The following is a 20500-nucleotide window of genomic DNA, read 5'->3' as shown; positions in this document are numbered from 1 at the left end:
GGCTTGAGCGTCCGCAGGCTTTCCCCGAACCAACCCGCCAGCTTCGCCTTCAAACCGGCGACGCTGAAGGCCGCGCAGGGCTGGATGGCGAACTTCCCGCCCGGCAAGCAGCAGTCGGCCGTGGTGCCGGTGCTGTGGCTGGTCCAGAAGCAGGACGGCTGGATCAGCGAGCCCGCGATCCGGGCCGTGGCCGAGCTGCTGGGCATGCCGGTGATCCGGGTTCTGGAGGTGGCGACCTTCTACACCATGTTCATGCTGGAGCCGGTGGGCACGCATGCGCTGGTGCAGGTGTGCGGCACCACGCCGTGCCAGAGCCGGGGCGCGGAAGGCCTGATGGACGTCTGCAAGCGCCGCATCGGGCCGCAGAACCACAAGAGCCCCGACGGCAAGTTCTACTGGCAGGAAGTGGAATGCCTGGGGGCGTGCTCGAACGCCCCGATGGCGGCCATCAACGACTACTACTATGAGGACCTCACGCCCGAGAGCCTCGAGAAGCTGCTGGACGACTTCGCCGCCGGCAAGGCGCCCAGGCCGGGCTCGGCGATCGGCCGCCAGGGGGCCGCGCCCGAGGGCGGGCCGACCACGCTGACCGATCCCAAGCTCTACGACGGGTCGCTGGGCAGGAAGATCAAGATCCCGAACCTGCCGCCCAAGGCGAAGAAGGAGACGGCGTGATGGCGGGCATCCTCGCCGACAAGGACCGTATCTTCCTCAACCTCTACGGGGTCCACGACTGGACGCTGGAGGGCGCGAAGGCGCGCGGCGCGTGGAACGGGACGAAGGACATCGTCGCCCAGACGCCGGAATGGATCTGCGACCAGATCAAGGCCTCGGGCCTGCGCGGCCGGGGCGGGGCGGGGTTCGCCACCGGCCTGAAGTGGACCTTCATGCCCAAGCAGGAGAGCGAGCGTCCGCACTACCTGCTGGTCAACGCCGACGAGTCCGAGCCGGGGGCGTGCAAGGACCGCGAGATCCTGCGCAACGACCCGCACCTGCTGATCGAGGGCTGCGTGATCGCCTGCCGGGCGATGCGGTCGCACCAAGCCTACATCTACATCCGCGGCGAGTACGTGCACGAGCGCGAGCGCCTGCTAGCCGCGATCCGCCAGGCGTATGACGCGGGGCTGCTCGGGAAGGGCAGCGTCCTGGGCTACGACGTCGACGTGGGTGTCCAGCACGGGGGCGGGGCCTACATCTGCGGCGATGAGACCGCCCTGATGGAGAGCTTCGAGGGCAAGAAGGGCCAGCCGCGCCTGAAGCCGCCGTTCCCGGCCGGCGCCGGCATCTACGGCTGCCCCACCACGGTGAACAACGTCGAGACGATCTCGGTGGTGGGCACGATCCTGCGCCGCGGGGCCGACTGGTTCGCCGGCTTTGGCACCGAGAAGTCCACCGGCACCAAGCTGTTCGCGGCCTCGGGCCACGTGAACACGCCGTGCGTGGTCGAGGATGCCGTCGGCATCAGCGTGAAGCAGCTCATCGAGGACCATTTCGGCGGCGTGCGCGGCGGCTGGGGCAACCTGAAGGCCGTGATCCCGGGCGGGATCTCGGTGCGGATGATCCCGGCCGACCAATGCGACGAAGCCATCATGACCTACGAGGACCTGGCCGCCCGCGGCTCGGGCCTGGGCACCGGCACCCTGATCGTGTTCGACAAGGACGCCGACCTCGTCAAGGCGATCGCCCGCGCGGCCTATTTCTACAAGCACGAGAGCTGCGGCCAGTGTACGCCGTGCCGCGAAGGCACCGGCTGGATGTGGCGGGTGATGGAGCGGATGGTCACCGGCGAGGCCGAGATGTCCGAGATCGACCTGCTGCTGGACGTGGCCAGCCAGGTCGAGGGCCACACCATCTGCGGCCTGGGCGACGCGGCCGCCTGGCCGATCCAGGGCCTGTTCCGCCACTTCCGCCACGAGGTGGAGGACCGGATCAACAGTTACCGCGCGCGCAAAGGCGTCTACGCCGGCGCCTCCATCGCGGCGGAGTAAGCGGCATGCCTATCGCCAAGGTCGACGGGGTCGAGGTCGAGTTCGAGCCGGGGATGAACGTCCTCCAGGTGTGCGAGCTGGCCGGCAAGGAGATCCCGCGGTTCTGCTATCACGAGCGGCTGAGCATCGCCGGCAACTGCCGCATGTGCCTGGTCGAGGTGAAGCCCGGCCCGCCGAAGCCGCAGGCCAGTTGCGCGCTGCCGGCCGCCGAGGGGCAGGAGATCTTCACCGACACGCCGATGGTGAAGAAGGCGCGCCACGGGGTGATGGAGTTCCTGCTCATCAATCATCCGCTCGATTGCCCGATCTGCGACCAGGGCGGCGAGTGCGACCTGCAGGACCAGGCCATGGGCTATGGCCGCGACGACAGCCGCTACGAGCTGAACAAGCGGGCCGTCGAAGAAAAGCACATGGGTCCGCTCATCAAGACGGTGATGACCCGCTGCATCCAGTGCACGCGCTGCGTCCGCTTCATCACCGAGGTGGCGGGCGTTCCGGACATCGGTCTCATCTCTCGCGGCGAAGATGTTGAAATCACGACCTATCTCGACAAGGCCGTGGCGTCGGAGCTGTCGGCCAACGTGATCGACCTGTGCCCGGTGGGCGCGCTGACCAGCAAGCCGTACGCGTTCAACGCGCGGCCCTGGGAGCTGAAGAAGACCGAAAGCGTCGACGTGATGGACGCCCTGGGCTCGGCGATCCGGGTGGACGCCCGCGGGCCGGCGGTGCTGCGCGTGCTGCCGCGCACCCACGAGGCGGTCAACGAGGAGTGGATCTCGGACAAGACCCGCTATGCGGTCGACGGCCTGGCGCGCCAGCGCCTGGACCGGCCGTTCGTGCGCGAGAACGGCAAGCTGCGCCCGGCGAGCTGGGCCGAGGCCCTGGACACGGTGGCGGCGAAGATCAAGGCGGCGTCGCCCGACCGCATCGGCGTGATCGCCGGCGACCTGCAGGACGCCGAGTCGATGAAGGCGGCCAAGGACCTGTTCGGCGGCCTGGGCGTGACGAGCCTGGACTGCCGGCAGGACGGCATGGTGCTGGGCGACGGCGCGCGCGAGAGCTGGCTGTTCAATTCCTCGATCCAAGGCATTGAAGACGCTGACTTCATCCTGTTCGTCGGCGCCAATCCGCGGCTGGAGGCGCCGGTGCTGAACGCCCGCGTCCGCAAGCGCTGGATGGCCCAGGCGACGCAGGTGGGCTTGGTCGGCGAGGCGGTCGACCTGACCTATGGCTACGAGCACCTGGGCGCCGGGCCGGCCTCGCTGGCGAACCTGGCGAAGTCCAAGTCCGAGTTCGTGAAGGGGCTGAAATCGGCCAAGGCGCCGGCGATCGTCGTGGGCGCGGGCGCGCTGAACCGGCCCGACAGCCTGGCGGTGCTGGCCGCCGCGGCCGGGGTCGCCAAGGCGTTCGGCATGACCTGGAACGTGCTGCACACGGCCGCGAGCCGGGTCGGCGGCCTGGACCTGGGCTTCGTTCCCGGCGAGGGCGGCCGGACGGCGGTCGAGCTGGCGGCGAAGGGCGGGGCCGAGGTGCTGTTCCTGCTGGGCGCCGACGAGATCGACCTGTCGAAGACCGACGCCTTCGTGGTCTACCTGGGCACGCATGGCGACGCGGGCGCGCACCGCGCCGACGTGATCCTGCCGGGCGCGGCCTACACCGAGAAGAACGGCCTCTACGTCAACACCGAGGGCCGGGTGCAGATGGGCTTCCGCGCCGTATTCCCGAAGGGCGAGGCCAAGGAGGACTGGGCGATCCTGCGCGCGCTCAGCGAGCGCCTGGGCGCCAAGCTGCCCTACGACACCCTGGACCAGCTTCGCAGCCGCCTGTTCGAGGAGCATCCCACGTTCGGCCGCATCGACTATGTGGCCGAGGCGCCGGCGGCGATGGACCTCGCTGCCCTGGGCCGCAAGGGCGACCTGTCCGACGCGCCGTTCCGCAGCGCGGTCTCGAACTTCCACCTGACGAACCCCATCGCCCGCGCCAGCGTGACGATGGCCGAATGCGCCGCGCTCGCCTCGGGCCCGGCCAAGATCGCCGCGGAATAGGGGGCGGGCGTGACGGATTTCTGGACCACTCCCGCAGGCTGGACCCTGATCACCGTCGGCCAGATCCTGGCCGTCACCATCTGGATCCTGCTGTCGCTCGCGTTCCTGCTGCTGGCCGACCGGAAGATCTGGGCCGGCGTGCAGATGCGCAAGGGGCCGAACGTTGTGGGCCCCTTCGGCCTGCTCCAGTCGTTCGCCGACTTCCTGAAGTTCCTGCTGAAGGAGGTCGTGGTCCCGGCCGGGGCGGACAAGAGCGTCTTCCTGCTGGCCCCGCTGATCACCTTCATCCTGGCGTTCGGCGCCTGGGCCGTGGTGCCGCTGGCGCCGGGCTGGGTGATCGCCGACCTGAACGTCGGCATCCTCTACCTGTTCGCCGTCAGTTCGCTGGGCGTCTACGGCATCATCATGGGCGGCTGGGCCTCGAACTCGAAGTATCCGTTCCTGGGGTCGCTCCGCTCGGCGGCGCAGATGGTCAGCTACGAGGTCTCGATCGGCTTCGTCATCATCACGGTGATCCTGCTGGCGGGGTCGATGAACCTGACCGCGATCGTGGACCGGCAGGCCGGGGGCTTCTGGAACTGGAACGTCCTGGGCGGGGGCGGCGGCCTGGGCGGCCTGCTGGGCGCGGTGGTGATGGTCCCGATGACGGTGATCTTCTTCATCTCGGCGCTGGCGGAGACGAACCGCCCGCCGTTCGACCTGCCGGAAGCGGAGTCGGAACTGGTGGCCGGCTACCAGGTGGAATACAGCTCCACGCCGTACCTGCTGTTCATGATCGGCGAGTACGCGAACATCGTGCTGATGTGCGCGATGATCACCATCCTGTTCTTCGGGGGGTGGCACGCGCCGTTCCCGACCGGGTTCACCGACTCGTGGGCGCCGACGGCGGCCAGCTTCTTCTACTTCCTGTGGTTCTTCGGGAAGGTGATCTTCTTCTTCTTCATGTTCGCCATGGTGAAGGCGATCGTGCCCCGCTACCGCTACGACCAACTGATGCGGCTGGGCTGGAAGGTCTTCCTGCCGACCTCTCTGGCGGCGGTGTGCCTCGTGGCCGGCTGGCTGGTCTACGTCCGGGGGCCGGTGGCATGAGGACGCTCGCCATCGCCTGCGCCCTGATGCTCACCGCGTGCTCGAGCGGCGCCGGCTACGGCCGGAGCGGCGGCCTGGCCACCTACGACGACCTGCGCGCGGCGCAGGCGGCGTGCGAAGCCCGCGGCGGCGCGCTGCGCCTGAAGCGCAACGGCGACGCCAAGTACCTCGACGACTACGCCTGCGAGACGAAATGATGTTTGACCGGATCGGACAGGCGCTGAAGGGCGCCGCGCTGCTGGACTTCGCGGGCGCCTTCGGGCTGGGCCTGAAGTACATGGCCGCGCCCAAGAAGACGGTGCAGTACCCGCACGAGCGGGGGCCGCAGAGCCCGCGCTTCCGCGGCGAGCACGCGCTGCGCCGCTATCCCAACGGCGAGGAGCGCTGCATCGCCTGCAAGCTGTGCGAGGCGATCTGTCCCGCCCAGGCGATCACCATCGAGGCCGAGCCGCGCGCCGACGGCAGCCGCCGGACGACCCGCTACGACATCGACATGGTGAAGTGCATCTATTGCGGCCTGTGCCAGGAGGCCTGCCCGGTGGACGCCATCGTGGAAGGCCCGAACACCGAGTTCGCCGTGGAGACCCGCGAGGAGCTCTACTACGACAAGGCCCGGTTGCTGGACAACGGCGACCGGTGGGAACGGGAAATCGCGAAGAATCTGGAACTGGACGCACCGTACCGATAGGACGTGCGGCGCGATTCCGCGCCGCCACGACGCACGTCATGGCCGGGCTTGTCCCGGCCACCTATGAACACCCTGGAGAGGCTGGTGTTCATGGGTCCCCGGGACAAGCCCGGGGATGACGATCCGAGCAAATGGATTGAGGGGTTGAACGAAGGCCCAATGGCCCTGCAGGCGATCGCATTCTATCTGCTGGCGGCGGTGACCGTGGCGTCCGGATTCTGCGTGGTCTCGGCCCGCAACCCGGTGCATTCGGTGCTGTGGCTGATCCTGGCCTTCTTCTCGGCCGCCGGTCTCTTCGTCCTGATGGGCGCGGAGTTCCTCGCGATGCTGCTGGTGGTGGTCTATGTGGGCGCCGTCGCGGTGCTGTTCCTGTTCGTCGTCATGATGCTGGACGTGGACTTCGCCGCCCTGCGGCAGGGCTTTGCGCGATACATGCCCGTGGGCCTGCTGATCGCGGGCTTCCTGGCCGCCGAGATGGTTCTGGTGTCGAGCACGGTGGCGGCGCGGGGCGCGGCCGGGGCCGACGCCGTCCCGATGGCGTCGGGCGGGGCCGACGTGACCAACGCCGAGGCGATCGGGCGGGTGCTCTACACGGACTACGTCTACTTCTTCCAGGCCGCGGGCTTGGTGCTTCTGGTGGCCATGATCGGCGCCATCGTGCTGACGCTGCGCCACAAGCCCGGCGTGAAGCGCCAGTCGGTCATGGAGCAGATGCGGCGGACGCCCGCCACGGGCATGAAGCTCGTCAATCCGAAGCCGGGCGAGGGGATCGGGGAATGATCCTCCTTCGCCAGGGCTTCGGAGGACACGCCCTCCACACCGCTCTCCAACTCGCCATAGCGGCCGAACGCCTTCGGAGGACCGATCCTTCGAAGCTCCAACGGAGCGTAGAAGGATGATCATCGGCCTTTCGCACTATCTGGCGGTCGCCGCGATCCTGTTCACGATCGGCGTGTTCGGGATCTTCGTGAACCGCAAGAACGTCATCGTCATCCTGATGTCGATCGAGCTGATCCTGCTGGCGGTCAACATCAACCTGGTGGCCTTCTCGGTCTATCTCGGCAACGTGGTGGGGCAGATCTTCGCCATGTTCGTGCTGACCGTCGCCGCCGCCGAGGCGGCGGTGGGCCTGGCGATCCTCGTCACCTTCTTCCGCACCCGCGGCGACATCGCCGTGGACGACGCCTCGATGATGAAGGGCTGATCCGGTCGTGAACGCAGAAGCCCTCGTCACCATCATCCTGTTCGGGCCGCTGATCGGCGCGATCACGGCCGGCCTGTTCGGCAAGCTGATCGGCGACAAGCCGGCCATGGCCGTCACCACCGGCTTCCTCTTCCTGTCGGCGATCCTGTCGTGGGTGGTCTTCAGCCAGTGGACCTGGGGCGGCCTGCAGCCGTTCACGCTCACCTATGCGCCCTTCATCCATGTGGGCGACTTCGTCTCGAACTGGTCGTTCCGCCTGGACGCGCTGTCGGCGGTGATGCTGGTGGTGGTGACCACCGTCTCCTCGCTCGTGCACCTGTATTCCTGGGGGTACATGGCCGAGGACCCCAGCAAGCCGCGGTTCTTCGCCTACCTGTCGCTGTTCACCTTCGCCATGCTGGCGCTGATCAGCGCCGCCGACTTCATGCAGCTCTTCTTCGGCTGGGAAGGCGTGGGGCTGGCCAGCTACCTGCTGATCGGCTTCTGGCATCACAAGGATTCGGCCAACGCCGCCTCGATCAAGGCGTTTGTGGTCAACCGCGTGGGCGACTTCGGCTTCGTGCTGGGGATCATGACGGTGTTCTGGGCCTTCGGGACCATCGAGTTCGCCAAGCTGTTCCCGCTGATCCAGGGCGCGGTGGGCGAGGGCTGGGACTTCGCCGGCGGCCATTTCTCGCTGATCGACCTGGCCTGCGCGCTGCTGTTCGTGGGCGCGATGGGCAAGTCGGCGCAGTTCTTCCTGCACACCTGGCTGCCCGACGCGATGGAGGGCCCGACGCCGGTGTCGGCCCTGATCCACGCCGCCACCATGGTGACGGCCGGCGTCTACATGGTCTGCCTGCTGTCGCCGATGTTCGAATACGCCCCGGTGACCAAGACCATCGTGACCGTGATCGGCGCGGTGACGGCCCTGTTCGCCGCTACGGTCGGCCTGACGCAGAACGACATCAAGCGGGTGATCGCCTACTCGACCTGCTCGCAGCTCGGCTACATGTTCTTCGCCGCCGGCGTGGGGGCCTACCAGGCGGCGATGTTCCACCTGTTCACCCACGCCTTCTTCAAGGCGCTGCTGTTCCTGGGCGCCGGCTCGGTGATCCACGGCATGGCGCACGAGCAGGACATGCGCCGCTACGGCGCGCTGCAGAAGTACCTGCCGATCACCGCGGTGGTGATGATGATCGGCACCATCGCCATCACCGGCCTGGGCATCCCCGGCGTGGGCCTGGGCGCGCCCGCGCTGGAGCTGGGCTTCGCCGGCTTCTATTCCAAGGACGCGATCATCCACGCCGCCTACGAGGCCGGCGGGGCGGGCCATGCGGTAGGCTACTTCGCCTTCTTCATCGGCGTTCTGGTGGCGGGCCTGACGGCGTTCTATTCGTGGCGGCTGGCGTTCTTCACCTTCAACGGCCACGCGCGCTGGACGCCCGAGGACCTGGAGCACCACTGGCACAACCGCGACCACCACACGCACGACGACCACGCGACCGACGCGCAGCACGAGACCCACAGCGAGCCGCTGCCCGACGCGCATGATCACGGCCATCACGGTGCGCACGGCCACGGCGAGCACAAGCCGCACGAGAGCCCGTGGACGATGCGCATCCCGCTGCTGGTGCTGGCGGCCGGCGCGATCTTCGCCGGCTTCGTGTTCCACCACGAGTTCATCGGCAGCCATGCCGGCGACTTCTGGCGGGGCGCCATCTTCAACCTGCCCGCGGAGCATGCGGGCGAGGGCGGCCACCATGCGCCGCTATGGGTCTACCTCGCCCCGCTGGTCGCCTCGGTCGGCGGCCTGCTGGTGGCGGCCTACATGTACATCTGGAAGGAAGGCCTGGGGGCCAAGCTCGCCGCGCGCGAGGGCATCCTCTACGTCTTCTTCTACAACAAGTGGTTCTTCGACGAGCTGTACCAGGCCACCTTCGTCCGCGCGGCGAAGTGGCTGGGCGACCTGTTCTGGAAGGGCGGCGACCAGAAGATCATCGACGGGCTGGGCCCCGACGGGGTCTCGGCGCTGTCGGTCCGGGTGGGCAAGGGCGCCGGGCGCCTCCAGTCGGGCTACGTCTACCACTACGCCTTCGTCATGCTGCTCGGCGTCGCGGGTCTCCTGACCTACGCGATCTGGGCCTGGTCCGCCTGAGGGGGATGACCACTTAAGATGCCGCTTCTCTCCCTCATCACCTATGCGCCGCTGGTGGGCGTGCTGGGCATCCTGGCCCTGCGCTTCGGCGGGCGTGCGGACGATCCGAAGTCGGCCGAGACGGCGCGCTGGATCGCGCTGGTCACCACCCTGGCCACCTTCGTCCTCTCGGTCCTGCTGGTCGCGCAGTACGACTCCTCGAACCCGGGCTTCCAGTTCGTGGAAGAGACGGCCTGGTTCATGGGCCTGAGCTACCGGATGGGCGTGGACGGGATCTCGATCCTGTTCGTGCTGCTGACGGCGTTCCTGATGCCGCTGTGCATCGCCGCGTCGTGGCGGTCGATCGACAAGCGGGTCCACGAATACCTGATCGCCTTCCTGGTGCTGGAGACGCTGGTGATCGGCGTGTTCTGCGCGCTGGACCTGGTGCTGTTCTACATCTTCTTCGAGTTCGGCCTGGTCCCGATGTTCCTGATCATCGGCATCTGGGGCGGCGCGCGGCGGGTGTACGCCGCCTTCAAGTTCTTCCTCTACACCCTGCTGGGCTCGGTGCTCATGCTGGCGGCGATCCTGTTCATGATCGGGGTCAGCGGGACCAGCTCGATCCCGGCGCTGATGCAGTACGCCTTCACGCCCGAGGCCCAGACCTGGCTGTGGCTGGCGTTCTTCGCGTCGTTCGCGGTGAAGATGCCGATGTGGCCGGTCCACACCTGGCTGCCCGACGCGCACGTCGAGGCGCCGACCGCCGGCTCGGTGATCCTGGCGGGCATCCTGCTGAAGATGGGCGGCTACGGCTTCCTGCGCTTCTCGCTGCCGATGTTCCCGCAGGCCTCCGACCTGTTCACGCCCCTGGTCCTGACCCTGTCGGTGATCGCGGTGATCTACACCTCGCTGATCGCGTTCCGGCAGACCGACGTGAAGAAGCTGATCGCCTATTCGTCGGTGGCCCACATGGGCCTGGTGACCATGGGCATCTTCGCCGGCAACGCCGAGGGCGAGCAGGGCGCCATCTTCCAGATGCTGAGCCACGGGGTGATCTCGGGCGCGCTCTTCCTCTGCGTCGGCGTGATCTACGACCGCATGCACACCCGCGAGATCGCGTTCTACGGCGGGCTGGTGAAGCGGATGCCGTTCTACGCGGGCGTGTTCATGCTGTTCACCATGGGCAACGTGGGCCTGCCGGGCACCAGCGGCTTCGTGGGCGAGGTGCTGGCCATGGTGGGCGTCTACGAGGTGTCGACCTGGGCGGCCATCCTGGCGGCCAGCGGCGTCATCCTCTCGGCGGTCTACATGCTCACGCTGTACCGGCGCGTGGTGTTCGGCGAGATGACCAATCCGAAGCTTTCGGCCATCGAGGACCTGGACTGGCGCGAGATCGCGATCTTCGCGCCGCTCGTGATCGCCACCCTCTACATGGGCGTGCAGCCCAACTCCGTGTTCAACGTGACCCAGGCGTCGGTCGACCAGCTCGTGCAGGTCTATCGTGCGGCCATCGGCGGGTAGGGACGTTCGATGACCTTCACCGACAATCTGGCGCTGGCCCTCCCTGAGATCGTCCTGGCCCTCGGCTCCCTGGGCCTGCTGGTCGTGGGCGCCTTCGCGCCGAAGCAGACCCGGCTGGTGGGCGGCGGCGCGGTGCTGGTGCTGCTGGCGGCGGCCGTGGCTTCGGCGACGCAGCCGTTCGGCGAAGCGTTCGGCGGCGGGCTGATCTCGGACGCGGCGGCCAGCTTCGCCAAGGTGGCGATCTACCTGGCCTCGGCCGTGGCGATCCCCCTGGGCCTGCCGTGGTTCGAGCGGCGGGGCGTGCGGGTGTTCGAGTTCCCGGTGCTGGTGCTGCTGGCCGCGCTGGGCATGGGCATGATGGCCTCGTCCGGCGACCTGATCTCGCTGTACGTGGGCGTCGAGCTGTCGTCGCTGTCGCTCTACGTCCTGGCGGCGATGCACCGCGACAACCCGAAGGCCTCGGAAGCCGGCCTGAAATACTTCGTCCTCGGGGCGCTCTCGTCGGGGATGCTGCTGTACGGGGCCAGCCTGGTCTACGGCTTCTCGGGCTCGACGCTGTATTCCGAGATCGCCGCGGCGGCCGGTTCGGGCGCCGACACGGGCCTCCTGTTCGGCCTCGTCTTCCTGATCTGCGGCTTGGCCTTCAAGGTCTCGGCGGCGCCGTTCCACATGTGGACGCCGGACGTCTACGAAGGCGCGCCGACGCCGGTGGTGGCCTTCTTCGCCGCGGCTCCGAAGCTGGCCGCGATGGTGCTGTTCGCCCGCGTGCTGGCTGACGGGTTCGCCGGCGCGGCCGATCAGTGGCAGCAGGTGCTGGTTGTCCTGGCCCTCATCTCGGTGGCGGTCGGGGCCTTCGGCGGCCTGGTGCAGAAGAATCTGAAGCGCCTGTGGGCCTATTCCTCGATCGCCAACGTCGGCTACGCGGTCCTGGGACTTTCGTCGGGTACGTCGGACGGCGTGCAGGCGATGCTGATGTTCATGATCCTGTACATGATCGACGTGACGGGCTTCTTCGCCTGCCTGGCCGCGCTGTCGCGCGACGGGCGGCCGATGGAGACGATCGACGACATGGCGGGCCTGATCAAGGAACGGCCGGGGCTGGCGCTGGCCATGACCGTCTTCGCGCTGTCGGCGCTGGGCCTGCCGCCGTTCTCGGGCTTCTGGGCCAAGGTCTTCGTCTTCAAGGCGGCGATCGACGCCGGACTCTGGGTGGCGGCGGTGATCGGCCTCGTGGGATCGGTCGTGGCGGCCTTCTACTACCTGCGGCTCATCAAGGTGATGTGGTTCGACGGCAGCCCCGGCGCCACCGACAAGCCGCCGGCCGAGGCGCGGGCGATCGCGGCCGTGACGGCGATCTTCGCCTTCCCGGTCGTGCTGGTCGCCCTGGTCTGGCTGACCCCGCTGGCCCAGCGCGCGGCGCTGTCGCTGGGCCTGGCCTAGGGCTTGGTCGCGACCCCGCCCATCGAGGCCTACGAGGAACTCGACTCCACCAACGCCGAGGCGCGACGCCGCGGCGAGGCGGGCGAGGGCGGCCCCGTCTGGATCACCGCCGCCGTCCAGACCGCCGGGCGCGGGCGGCGGGGACGGGCGTGGTCGACGCTCCGCGGCAACCTGGCGGCCACGCTACTGGCCACCACGGACCGGCCGCCGGGCGAGGCGGCGCAGCTTTCCTTCGTGGCCGCGCTGGCGGCGTGCGACCTGGCCGACACCTGCCTGGGGCCCGGCGCGGCGCGGCTGAAATGGCCGAACGACGTGCTGGTCCACGGGCGCAAGGCCGTGGGCATCCTGGTGGAATCCGGCACGCGGCCGGACGGACGGCTGTGGCTGGCGGTGGGGATCGGGGTGAACCTCGCCCATGCGCCCACCGACGTCGAGCGCCCCGCGACGGCGTTCGCCGACCATATGGCGGGGCCGCCGCCGACCCCGCGCGCGGCCCTGGACGTCCTGGCGCCGGCCTTCGAGCGCTGGCGGGTCGCGTGGACCACGCAGGGGTTCGCGCCCATCGCCGCGGGCTGGTCAGAGCGGGCGACGGGCCTGGGACAGCCGTGCGAGGCGCGGTTGCCGAACCGGACCCTGCGGGGCGTCGCCGAGGGCCTGGACGCGGACGGGGCGCTCCGGCTGCGGCTGGACGACGGCGGGCTGGAGCGGATAACCGCGGGCGACGTGTTCTTCGGGGAGGCGTGACATGCTGCTGGCCATCGAGCAGGGCAACACCAACACCCTGTTCGCCGTTCATGACGGCGAACGGTGGACGGCGCAGTGGCGGGCCGGCACCGACTCCACGCGGACGGCCGACGAATACGCCGTCTGGCTTTCGCAACTCCTGGGCATGGCCGGCCTGGCGCTGGGGGCTTTCGACGCCTGCATCATCTCCAGCGTGGTGCCGCAGTCGATCTTCAACCTGCGCAACCTGGCGCGGCGCTACCTGCACGTCGAACCGCTCGTGATCGGCGAGAACGTGGACCTGGGCATACCGGTCCGCATCGACAAGCCGTCCGAGGCCGGCGCCGACCGGCTGGTGAACGCGGTGGGCGCACACGCCGCCCATCCCGGCGCCCTGATCGTCATCGACAGCGGCACGGCGACCACATTCGACATCATCGCCGCGGACGGCGGCTTCGAGGGCGGGGTGATCGCGCCGGGCATCAACCTGTCGATGGAGGCGTTGCACTCGGCCGCCGCCAAGCTGCCGCGGGTGGCGATCCAGAAGCCGCAGCGGGTGGTCGGCACCGATACGGTGGGCGCCATGCAGTCGGGCGTGTTCTGGGGCTACATCGCCCTGATCGAAGGCCTGATCTCGCGGATCAAGGCCGAGCGCGCCGAACCCCTGACCGTCGTCGCGACCGGCGGTGTCGCCTCGCTGTTCCACGGCGCGACGACCAGCATCGATCACTTCGACTCCGACCTGACCATCCGTGGCATGCTGGAGATCTGGCGGCGGAACACGAAGAAGGCCTGATGGCGAAATCCAGAGACGACGAACTCGTCTTCCTGCCGCTCGGCGGGTCGAACGAGATCGGGATGAACTTCAACCTGTACGGCTTCGGCCCGGCGCACGACCGCAAGTGGATCGTGGTCGACCTGGGCGTGACGTTCGGCGACCAGACCACGCCGGGCGTCGAGGTGATCCTGCCCGACCCGACGTTCATCGAGGCGTACGCCGACCGCATCCTGGGCATCGTGCTGACGCACGCGCACGAGGATCACATCGGCGCCGTGGCCTGGCTGTGGCCACGGCTCCAGGCGCCGATCTACGCGACGCCGTTCACCGCCTTCATCCTGCGCGAGAAGCTGCGCGAGGCCGACCTACTGGACGAGGTGGAGATCACCGAGGTCCCGCTGGGCGGGCGGATCGAGCTGGGGCCGTTCACGCTGGACCTCATCACCCTGACGCACTCCATCCCCGAGCCGAACGGCCTGGCGATCCGCACGCCGCTGGGCACGATCCTGCACACCGGCGACTGGAAGATCGACCCCGACCCGCTGCTGGGGGACGTCACCGACGCCGCCGCGATCCGCCGGCTGGGCGACGAGGGCGTGTTGGCGATGGTGTGCGACAGCACCAACGTCTTCGTGGACGGCCACGCCGGGTCCGAGGCCGACGTGCGCGAGGCCATGACGTCGCTGATCGGCGGCCTGAAGGGCAAGGTGGCGGTGGCGTGCTTCGCGTCGAACGTGGCGCGGATGGACAGCGTGATCCGCGCGGCCGAGGCGGCGGGGCGCCGCGTCTGCCTCGCCGGGCGCTCGATGCACCGGATGGCGGCGGCGGCGAAGTCGGTCGGCCTGATGCAGGACATCCAGCCCTTCCTGGACGACACCGAGGCCAAGCACCTGCCGGAGAACGCGGTGCTCTATCTCTGCACCGGCAGCCAGGGCGAGCCGCGGGCCGCGCTGGCCCGGATCGCCGAGGGCACGCATCCGCACGTGAAGCTGGCCTCGGGCGACAGCGTGGTCTTCTCCAGCCGGGTGATCCCGGGCAACGAGATCCCGATCCGCAACCTGCAGAACAAGCTGACCGAGCGCGGCGTGCGGCTCTACACCGAGCGCGACCATCCGGGCATCCACGTCTCGGGCCACCCGTGCCGCGACGAGCTGGCCGAGATGTACCGCTGGGCGCGGCCGCAGGTGGCGGTGCCGACGCACGGCGAGCGGCGCCACCTGATGGAGCACGCGGCCTTCGCCCGCGACCTCCAGGTGCCGCAGCAGGTGACGCCCCGCAACGGCGACCTCGTGCGGCTGGCGCCCGGCCGCGCCGAGGTGATCGACGAGGTGCCCGCCGGCCGCCTGTTCGTGGACGCGGGCGTGCTGACGCCCGAGAACGGCGATGCGCTGCGCGAGCGCCGCCACGCCGCCTACAACGGGATGATCGCGGTCTCGGTGGCGCTGGACGGCCGCAGCCGGATCGTCAGCGGCCCGCAGGTGCGCGTCCTGGGGCTGCCCGCCGACGGCGAGAGCGCGCTGGACGACATCCTCGACGAACTGGCCGACGAGGCCGAGCAGGCGCTCAAGCGCCTGAAGGGCGAGGACCGGGATCTCGACGACACCATCGAGACCATGATCACCCGGGCGGTGAAGAAGGCCAGCCAGCGCATCTGGGGCAAGCGGCCCGTGGTGGAGACGACGGTGCTGCGGATATAGATCCTTCCGCTCATCCCGGCGAATGCCGGGACCCAGATCATATGGTTCGGCGTGGCGAAATCAGACGCCCGCCATAGGCGCTGCGTCTCTGCGATCCAACTCGGCCAGCCAGGCTTCCACATCCACGTCCGCCCCACAGACCTCCTCGAACAGGTCCCGCCAAGTCGGGTTTCGCTCTTCGATCAGCAGCAGCTTCCATGATCGGCGCCACTCTTTGATTCGCCGCTCTCGGCGGAACGCCTCTTCGCGCGATCCATGCTCTTCGAACCATACGAGCCGTTTGACCCCATACTTCATGGTGAAGCCGCCGTAGATTCCCTCGCGGTGCTCCCAGATACGCCGCGCCAGATCGTTCGTGTGACCGACGTAGGTCGTTCCATTGCGGTGGCTCGCAAGGATGTAGACATGGAACATGTTCTTACAATGTTCCATGATGCCGTACTTGTCGAGATGTGACTGCCGACGAACTGAGCCATACGATCTGGGTCCCGGCATTCGCCGGGATGAGCGGAGTTGTTTTCGGTTCGCGCCGACGCCAGCCCGAGCCCGTCGAATCTCGCCCATGCCGCTTGCCGCGCGTTCGAAGGGCGGGTTTGATGGCCTTAGCGAGACGCGGGCAGCCGCGCGATAGGGTAAGGGCAGGGGAGGCCGGCTGCGCATGTCCGCGTACAGGGGCGTTCGGATCGTCGACTTCACGCAAGGGGTGGCCGGGCCGATGGCCGCCATGCTGCTGGGCGACCTGGAGGCCGAGATCGTCAAGGTGGAGCCGCCGGGCGGCGACCGGGCGCAGCGAACGGCCGGCTATCAGACCTGGAACCGCAACAAGCAGGTTCTGACCCTGGATCTCGGCGACGGCCAGGGGCTGGCGGCCGCGCGGACGCTGATCGCGGGAGCGGACGTCGCGCTGTTCGACCACGCGCCGGGACGCCTGGAGGCGCTGGGACTGGACGCCGAGACGCTGACGGCGGCCCATCCCGGACTAGTCCACGCCTGGATGCCGCCCTACGGGACCACGGGCGAGTGGAGCGACCTGGCGCCGCACCACCTGCTGCTGGCCGGCCTGACGGGCGTCGCGTTCCGCCAGGGCGCGTGGAGCGACCAGCCCGTGCATCTGACGCTGCCGATCGCCTGGTATGCGCAGGCCGTGCTGGGCGCAGGCGCGATCGGGGCGGCGCTGTTCGAGCGGACCCGCAGCGGGCGGGGCCAGGGACTGGTGGTCACCGGACTGCACGGCGCGGCCGAGGCGGCGCCGCCGTCCAAGGTCTTCGTCGAGCCGCCGCTTCCCCGGCCCGTGCCGCCGGGCGGCAACCCGCGCTACCGGCTGTATCAATGCGCGGACGGGGAATGGTTCTTCCTCGGGACGCTGTTCAACAACTTCTATCGCAAGGCCTTCGAGGTGCTGGGCCTGGAGGACGCCTTCGACGCGCTTGAGGCCGACATGCTGGCGGCGCGCGACCTCCTGGAAGGCATGTTCCTGACGCGGACGCGGGACGAGTGGCTGGAGGCGCTGCGGGCCAACGACGTGCCGTGCGGACCCATCGGCCGCCGCGAGGCCTGGTTCGCCAGCGAGGTGGTCCGGGACGCGGGCCTGAGGCTGGAACTGGCGCATCCGACGCTGGGCGTGGTGGCCACGCCCGCGCCCTCGGTGAAGTTCGCGACGACCCCCGCCTCGGTGCGCGGACTGGCGAAATCCATCGCCGCACCGCCAGCCTGGTCCCCGCGGGCGGCGCCTGAGTCCGGCGCTCCGGACCCAGGCGCTCCGGACCCAGGCGCTCCGGACCCAGGCGCTCCGGACCCAGGCGCTCCGGACTCAGGCGCTCCGGACTCAGGCGCTCCGGACTCAGGCGCTCCGGACTCCGGCGGGCCGCTGGCCGGCGTGAAGGTTCTGAACCTGGGCACGGTGATCGCGGGCGCCTATGCGGGCACCATCCTGACCCAGCTCGGCGCCGACGTGGCGAAGATCGAGCCGCGGGAGGGCGATCCCTTCCGGTCGGACGGCTCGCAGTTCATGGCCTACAACCGCGGCAACCGGGCGTTGGGGCTGGACCTCAAGACACCCTCGGCGCGGGCGCTGTTCCTGGATCTGGTCCGGCAGGCCGACGTCGTGATCGACAATTACCGGCTGGGCGTGCGGGGGCGCCTGGGCATCGACTACGCGGCGCTGAAGGCCGCCAACCCCCGGATCATCTCCTGCTCGATCAACGCCTATGGCGAGAGCGGGCCGCGGGCGGCGCTGCCGGGGTTCGACCCGCTGCTCCAGGCCGAGGGCGGGATGATGGCGGGACAGGGGGGCGCGGGCGACCCGGTCCTCTACACGATCGCCGTCAACGACATCGCCACGGCGGCCACCGTCGCAGGGGCCGTGATCGCCGCCCTGAACGCGCGCGAGCGAACCGGCGAGGGCCAGGAGGTGCTGACGAGCCTGATGGCCCAGAGCCTGCTGTTCCAGAGCGGCGAGGTGACCACCTACGACGGCCGGCCGCCGAACGTGGACGGCGACGTCGACTGTATCGGGGTCTCGGCGTTGCACCGCTTCTATGCGTGCGCCGACGGCTGGATCGGCCTGGTGGCCGAGACCGGGGCCGAAGCCCGCGCGCTGGGCGAGGTTGTGGGGCTGGACCTGGACGACGGGGCCCTGACCGAGCCTCGCGACGGCGCGCTGGCCGACGGGATCGCCACAGCCCTCGCGGCGCGCCCGCGGGGCGAGGCGCTGACGGCGCTCCGGGCGGCGGGCGTCGCCGCCGCGCCGGCGATCCGCGGCGCCGAGGCCCTCGAGGACGCGTTCCTGGCGCAGAACGGCTTCGTGGAGGCCTGGACGCATCCCCGGCTCGGGCCGGTGGTCAGCACCAGGGCCTTCTCGGCCTTCTCGCGGACGCCGACGGGCTTCTCGCGGCCCACGCCGGACCTGGGCGAGCATTCCGCGGAGATCCTGGGGGGGTATGGCGTGCCGGCCGACCGTATCGCCGAACTGGTGGCGCAGGGGGCGGTGTTCTGAAGGGCCGGTGCGCCTCGTTCCGCAAGGTGATCTCGCCCCGGCGCGCGAGGCGGCGTATAGGCGGGGCATGATCGGGAAACTGAACCACGTGGGCGTCGCGACGCCCTCCATCGAGCAGTCGGTCGCGCTGTATCGCGACGTGCTGGGCGCCACGAAGATCGGCGAGAAGTTCGCCCTGCCCGAACAGGGCGTGTGGGTGTGCTTCGTCGACCTGCCGAACAGCCAGATCGAACTGATCGAGCCGCACGGCGACGCCTCGCCCCTGAAGGGCTTCCTGGAGAAGAATCCGGCCGGTGGCCAGCATCACATCTGCTTCGAGGTGGCCGACATCGAAGCGGCGCGCGACGACATGGTCGCCAAGGGCGCCACGGTGCTGAACGGCGGCAAGCCGCGGATCGGCGCCCACGGGACGCCGGTGATCTTCGTGCATCCGAAGAACATGGGCGGGGTGCTGGTCGAGCTGATGGAAACGCCGAAAGAGGCGCATTGATGGGCCCGTTCACCTCGATCGCCGTCTTCCTGACGATCTGGTGGACGGTGCTGTTCGCCGTGCTGCCGTTCGGGGTGCAGTCGCATGCCGAGGCCGGGATCGACAAGGGCGACGGCGGCGACCCCGGGGCGCCGGTGGATCCGAAGCTGAAGCAGAAGTTCCTGGTCACCACGGGGATCACCGCGGTGATCTTCGCCGTCCTGTGGGTCGTGCTGTGGCTCGGCCTGATCAAGCTGCCGCCGCTGCCGCGGACGCATTGAGCCGGGCCGGCCGGGGAACCCGCGTCGTCGCCTCATCGTTGCCAAGGTTCGCGCGGCAAGGCTATCACGGCGCCTTCGCCTGACCGGACGGGAATCCCATGCGCCTTTCGCGATACTTCATGCCGACGCTTCGCGAGGCGCCCGCCGACGCGCAGATCGTGTCGCACCAGCTCATGCTGCGCGCGGGGCTCATCCGGCAGGAGGCGGCGGGCATCTATGCGTGGCTGCCGCTTGGGCTGAAGGTGCTGAAGAAGATCGAGCAGATCGTGCGCGAGGAGATGAACCGCGCCGGCGCCGTCGAGATCCTGATGCCCACGCTGCAACTCGCCGACCTGTGGCGCGAGAGCGGCCGCTACGACGACTATGGCGAGGAGATGCTGCGCATCAAGGATCGCCACGAGCGCGACCTGCTGTACGGCCCCACGGCGGAAGAGGTCGTGACCGATATCTTCAGGAGTTACGTCAAATCCTACAAGGATTTGCCGAAGAATCTTTACAACATCCAGTGGAAGTTCCGCGATGAGCGGCGGCCCCGGTTCGGGGTGATGCGCGGGCGCGAGTTCCTGATGAAGGACGCCTACAGCTTCGACATCGACGAGGCGGCGGCGCGGCGCGCCTACAACCGGATGTTCCTGGCCTATCTCAACATCTATTCGCGCCTGGGCCTGAAGGCGATCCCGGTGCGGGCCGACACGGGGCCCATCGGCGGCGACCTCTCCCACGAGTTCATCATCCTGGCCGAGACGGGCGAGAGCCAGGTCTTCGCCCACCGCGACCTGGTGGAGATGGGCGCGCCCGGCCCCGACATCGACTGGGACGGCGATCTCCAGCCGCTGGTCGAGAAGCGCACGACGCTCTACGCCGCTTCGGACGAGATGCACGACGAGGCCGCCTATGGCGCCCTGCCCGAGGACAAGCGGATGACGGCCCGCGGCATCGAGGTGGGCCACATCTTCTACTTCGGCGAGAAGTACTCGGCGCCGATGGGCGCGAAGGTGACGGGGCCGGACGGCAAGGACGTGGCCGTCCAGATGGGCTCGTACGGCGTGGGCGTCTCGCGGCTCGTGGGCGCCATCATCGAGGCCAGCCACGACGACGGCGGCATCATCTGGCCCGACAGCGTGGCGCCCTTCGGCGCCGCGGTGCTGAACCTGCGCGCCGGCGACGCGGGCTGCGACGCCACGTGCGAGGCGGCCTACAAGGCGCTGTCCGAGGCGGGGATCGATCCGCTGTACGACGACCGCGACGACCGGCCGGGCGCGAAGTTCGCCGCCACAGACCTCGTGGGCATCCCCTGGCAGCTCATCGTCGGGCCCAAGGGCGTGGCCGAGGGGGTGGTCGAGCTGAAGCGACGCGGTACGGGCGAGCGCCAGACGCTGTCGCTCGACGCCGCGATCAAGGCCATCACGGGTTGACCGTCTCCGCCCAGGACGTCTCCGCCCAGGACGTCGCAGGTCAGGGCT

The 20500-nt window shown here is 69.2% G+C and carries 19 protein-coding genes; 18 read left to right on the top strand and 1 reads right to left on the bottom strand.

Features of this window, described 5'->3' with window-relative positions:
• Positions 1 to 3: 3 nt before the first annotated feature.
• The 14 genes from nuoE (at position 4) to WG212_RS02090 (ending at position 15292) form a co-directional block, all read left to right on the top strand.
• The gene (gene nuoE, locus WG212_RS02155) at positions 4 to 675 is read left to right on the top strand and encodes an NADH-quinone oxidoreductase subunit NuoE (RefSeq protein ID WP_337185412.1); all 672 of its coding nucleotides are present in this window, start codon (positions 4 to 6) and stop codon (positions 673 to 675) included.
• Entirely contained in the window at positions 675 to 1988 is a 1314-nt protein-coding gene (nuoF, locus tag WG212_RS02150) for an NADH-quinone oxidoreductase subunit NuoF (protein ID WP_337185411.1), read from the top strand. The genes nuoE and nuoF overlap by 1 nt, the downstream gene beginning before the upstream one ends.
• 5 nt (positions 1989 to 1993) lie before the next feature.
• On the top strand, positions 1994 to 4033 hold the full coding sequence (nuoG, locus tag WG212_RS02145) for an NADH-quinone oxidoreductase subunit NuoG (protein ID WP_337185410.1): 2040 nt from the start codon (positions 1994 to 1996) through the stop codon (positions 4031 to 4033).
• Positions 4034 to 4042: 9 nt separating this feature from the next.
• On the top strand, positions 4043 to 5122 hold the full coding sequence (gene nuoH / locus WG212_RS02140) for an NADH-quinone oxidoreductase subunit NuoH (RefSeq protein ID WP_337185409.1): 1080 nt from the start codon (positions 4043 to 4045) through the stop codon (positions 5120 to 5122).
• Positions 5119 to 5319: a hypothetical protein gene (locus WG212_RS02135; RefSeq protein WP_337185408.1), complete on the top strand. Its 201-nt coding sequence runs from the start codon at positions 5119 to 5121 to the stop codon at positions 5317 to 5319. Before nuoH ends, WG212_RS02135 begins: the two co-directional genes overlap by 4 nt.
• Entirely contained in the window at positions 5319 to 5810 is a 492-nt protein-coding gene (nuoI, locus tag WG212_RS02130; protein WP_293377300.1) for an NADH-quinone oxidoreductase subunit NuoI, read from the top strand. Before WG212_RS02135 ends, nuoI begins: the two co-directional genes overlap by 1 nt.
• Before the next feature lie 159 nt (positions 5811 to 5969).
• Positions 5970 to 6590 carry an NADH-quinone oxidoreductase subunit J gene (locus WG212_RS02125; protein ID WP_337185427.1) on the top strand — a complete coding sequence of 207 codons (621 nt, stop codon included), beginning with the start codon at positions 5970 to 5972 and terminating at the stop codon, positions 6588 to 6590.
• A 118-nt stretch (positions 6591 to 6708) separates the two neighbouring features.
• Positions 6709 to 7014: an NADH-quinone oxidoreductase subunit NuoK gene (gene nuoK / locus WG212_RS02120; RefSeq protein ID WP_337185426.1), complete on the top strand. Its 306-nt coding sequence runs from the start codon at positions 6709 to 6711 to the stop codon at positions 7012 to 7014.
• Between the two features lie 7 nt (positions 7015 to 7021).
• Positions 7022 to 9151 carry an NADH-quinone oxidoreductase subunit L gene (gene nuoL / locus WG212_RS02115; RefSeq protein WP_337185407.1) on the top strand — a complete coding sequence of 710 codons (2130 nt, stop codon included), beginning with the start codon at positions 7022 to 7024 and terminating at the stop codon, positions 9149 to 9151.
• 18 nt (positions 9152 to 9169) lie between these two features.
• Positions 9170 to 10654, top strand: a complete 1485-nt coding sequence (locus WG212_RS02110) for an NADH-quinone oxidoreductase subunit M (RefSeq protein ID WP_337185406.1) — start codon at positions 9170 to 9172, stop codon at positions 10652 to 10654.
• 9 nt (positions 10655 to 10663) lie between these two features.
• Positions 10664 to 12094, top strand: coding sequence for an NADH-quinone oxidoreductase subunit NuoN (gene nuoN / locus WG212_RS02105; RefSeq protein WP_337185405.1), 1431 nt, complete (start codon positions 10664 to 10666; stop codon positions 12092 to 12094).
• A gap of 3 nt (positions 12095 to 12097) precedes the next feature.
• Positions 12098 to 12838 (top strand): biotin--[acetyl-CoA-carboxylase] ligase, encoded by a 741-nt coding sequence (locus tag WG212_RS02100; protein ID WP_337185404.1) that lies wholly within the window; start codon positions 12098 to 12100, stop codon positions 12836 to 12838.
• A gap of 1 nt (position 12839) precedes the next feature.
• Complete coding sequence (locus WG212_RS02095; protein WP_337185403.1) at positions 12840 to 13613, top strand: type III pantothenate kinase; 774 nt, start codon at positions 12840 to 12842, stop codon at positions 13611 to 13613.
• Entirely contained in the window at positions 13613 to 15292 is a 1680-nt protein-coding gene (locus WG212_RS02090) for a ribonuclease J (protein ID WP_337185402.1), read from the top strand. The genes WG212_RS02095 and WG212_RS02090 overlap by 1 nt, the downstream gene beginning before the upstream one ends.
• 60 nt (positions 15293 to 15352) lie before the next feature.
• Here the strand turns inward: WG212_RS02090 and WG212_RS02085 are convergent, their stop codons facing one another.
• On the bottom strand, positions 15353 to 15706 hold the full coding sequence (locus WG212_RS02085) for a GIY-YIG nuclease family protein (protein WP_337185401.1): 354 nt from the start codon (positions 15704 to 15706) through the stop codon (positions 15353 to 15355).
• A gap of 244 nt (positions 15707 to 15950) precedes the next feature.
• On the opposite strand from WG212_RS02085, the gene WG212_RS02080 reads away from it, so the two are divergent.
• From WG212_RS02080 to WG212_RS02065, 4 genes are all read left to right on the top strand, one after another.
• Positions 15951 to 18287, top strand: a complete 2337-nt coding sequence (locus WG212_RS02080) for a CoA transferase (RefSeq protein ID WP_337185400.1) — start codon at positions 15951 to 15953, stop codon at positions 18285 to 18287.
• A gap of 67 nt (positions 18288 to 18354) precedes the next feature.
• Positions 18355 to 18777, top strand: a complete 423-nt coding sequence (gene mce / locus WG212_RS02075; protein WP_337185399.1) for a methylmalonyl-CoA epimerase — start codon at positions 18355 to 18357, stop codon at positions 18775 to 18777.
• Positions 18777 to 19037: a DUF1467 family protein gene (locus WG212_RS02070; protein ID WP_337185398.1), complete on the top strand. Its 261-nt coding sequence runs from the start codon at positions 18777 to 18779 to the stop codon at positions 19035 to 19037. Before mce ends, WG212_RS02070 begins: the two co-directional genes overlap by 1 nt.
• Before the next feature lie 98 nt (positions 19038 to 19135).
• The gene (locus WG212_RS02065; RefSeq protein WP_337185397.1) at positions 19136 to 20452 is read left to right on the top strand and encodes a proline--tRNA ligase; all 1317 of its coding nucleotides are present in this window, start codon (positions 19136 to 19138) and stop codon (positions 20450 to 20452) included.
• Positions 20453 to 20500: the final 48 nt, after the last annotated feature.

Source organism: Phenylobacterium sp. (assembly GCF_037189685.1).
Lineage (GTDB): Bacteria > Pseudomonadota > Alphaproteobacteria > Caulobacterales > Caulobacteraceae > Phenylobacterium.
Note: the sequence above shows the minus strand (reverse complement) of the source record. Positions and strands in the feature narration are given on the sequence as shown.

Excerpts from the sequence above, each read along its gene's own strand:
- nuoF (WP_337185411.1), top strand. The coding sequence starts at position 675 with ATGGCGGGCATCCTCGCCGACAAGGACCGTATCTTCCTCAACCTCTAC.
- nuoG (WP_337185410.1), top strand. The coding sequence starts at position 1,994 with ATGCCTATCGCCAAGGTCGACGGGGTCGAGGTCGAGTTCGAGCCGGGG.
- WG212_RS02135 (WP_337185408.1), top strand. The coding sequence starts at position 5,119 with ATGAGGACGCTCGCCATCGCCTGCGCCCTGATGCTCACCGCGTGCTCG.
- nuoI (WP_293377300.1), top strand. The coding sequence starts at position 5,319 with ATGTTTGACCGGATCGGACAGGCGCTGAAGGGCGCCGCGCTGCTGGAC.
- WG212_RS02125 (WP_337185427.1), top strand. The coding sequence starts at position 5,970 with ATGGCCCTGCAGGCGATCGCATTCTATCTGCTGGCGGCGGTGACCGTG.
- WG212_RS02110 (WP_337185406.1), top strand. The coding sequence starts at position 9,170 with ATGCCGCTTCTCTCCCTCATCACCTATGCGCCGCTGGTGGGCGTGCTG.
- nuoN (WP_337185405.1), top strand. The coding sequence starts at position 10,664 with ATGACCTTCACCGACAATCTGGCGCTGGCCCTCCCTGAGATCGTCCTG.
- WG212_RS02095 (WP_337185403.1), top strand. The coding sequence starts at position 12,840 with ATGCTGCTGGCCATCGAGCAGGGCAACACCAACACCCTGTTCGCCGTT.
- WG212_RS02090 (WP_337185402.1), top strand. The coding sequence starts at position 13,613 with ATGGCGAAATCCAGAGACGACGAACTCGTCTTCCTGCCGCTCGGCGGG.
- WG212_RS02085 (WP_337185401.1), bottom strand. The coding sequence starts at position 15,706 with ATGTTCCATGTCTACATCCTTGCGAGCCACCGCAATGGAACGACCTAC.
- WG212_RS02080 (WP_337185400.1), top strand. The coding sequence starts at position 15,951 with ATGTCCGCGTACAGGGGCGTTCGGATCGTCGACTTCACGCAAGGGGTG.
- mce (WP_337185399.1), top strand. The coding sequence starts at position 18,355 with ATGATCGGGAAACTGAACCACGTGGGCGTCGCGACGCCCTCCATCGAG.
- WG212_RS02070 (WP_337185398.1), top strand. The coding sequence starts at position 18,777 with ATGGGCCCGTTCACCTCGATCGCCGTCTTCCTGACGATCTGGTGGACG.
- WG212_RS02065 (WP_337185397.1), top strand. The coding sequence starts at position 19,136 with ATGCGCCTTTCGCGATACTTCATGCCGACGCTTCGCGAGGCGCCCGCC.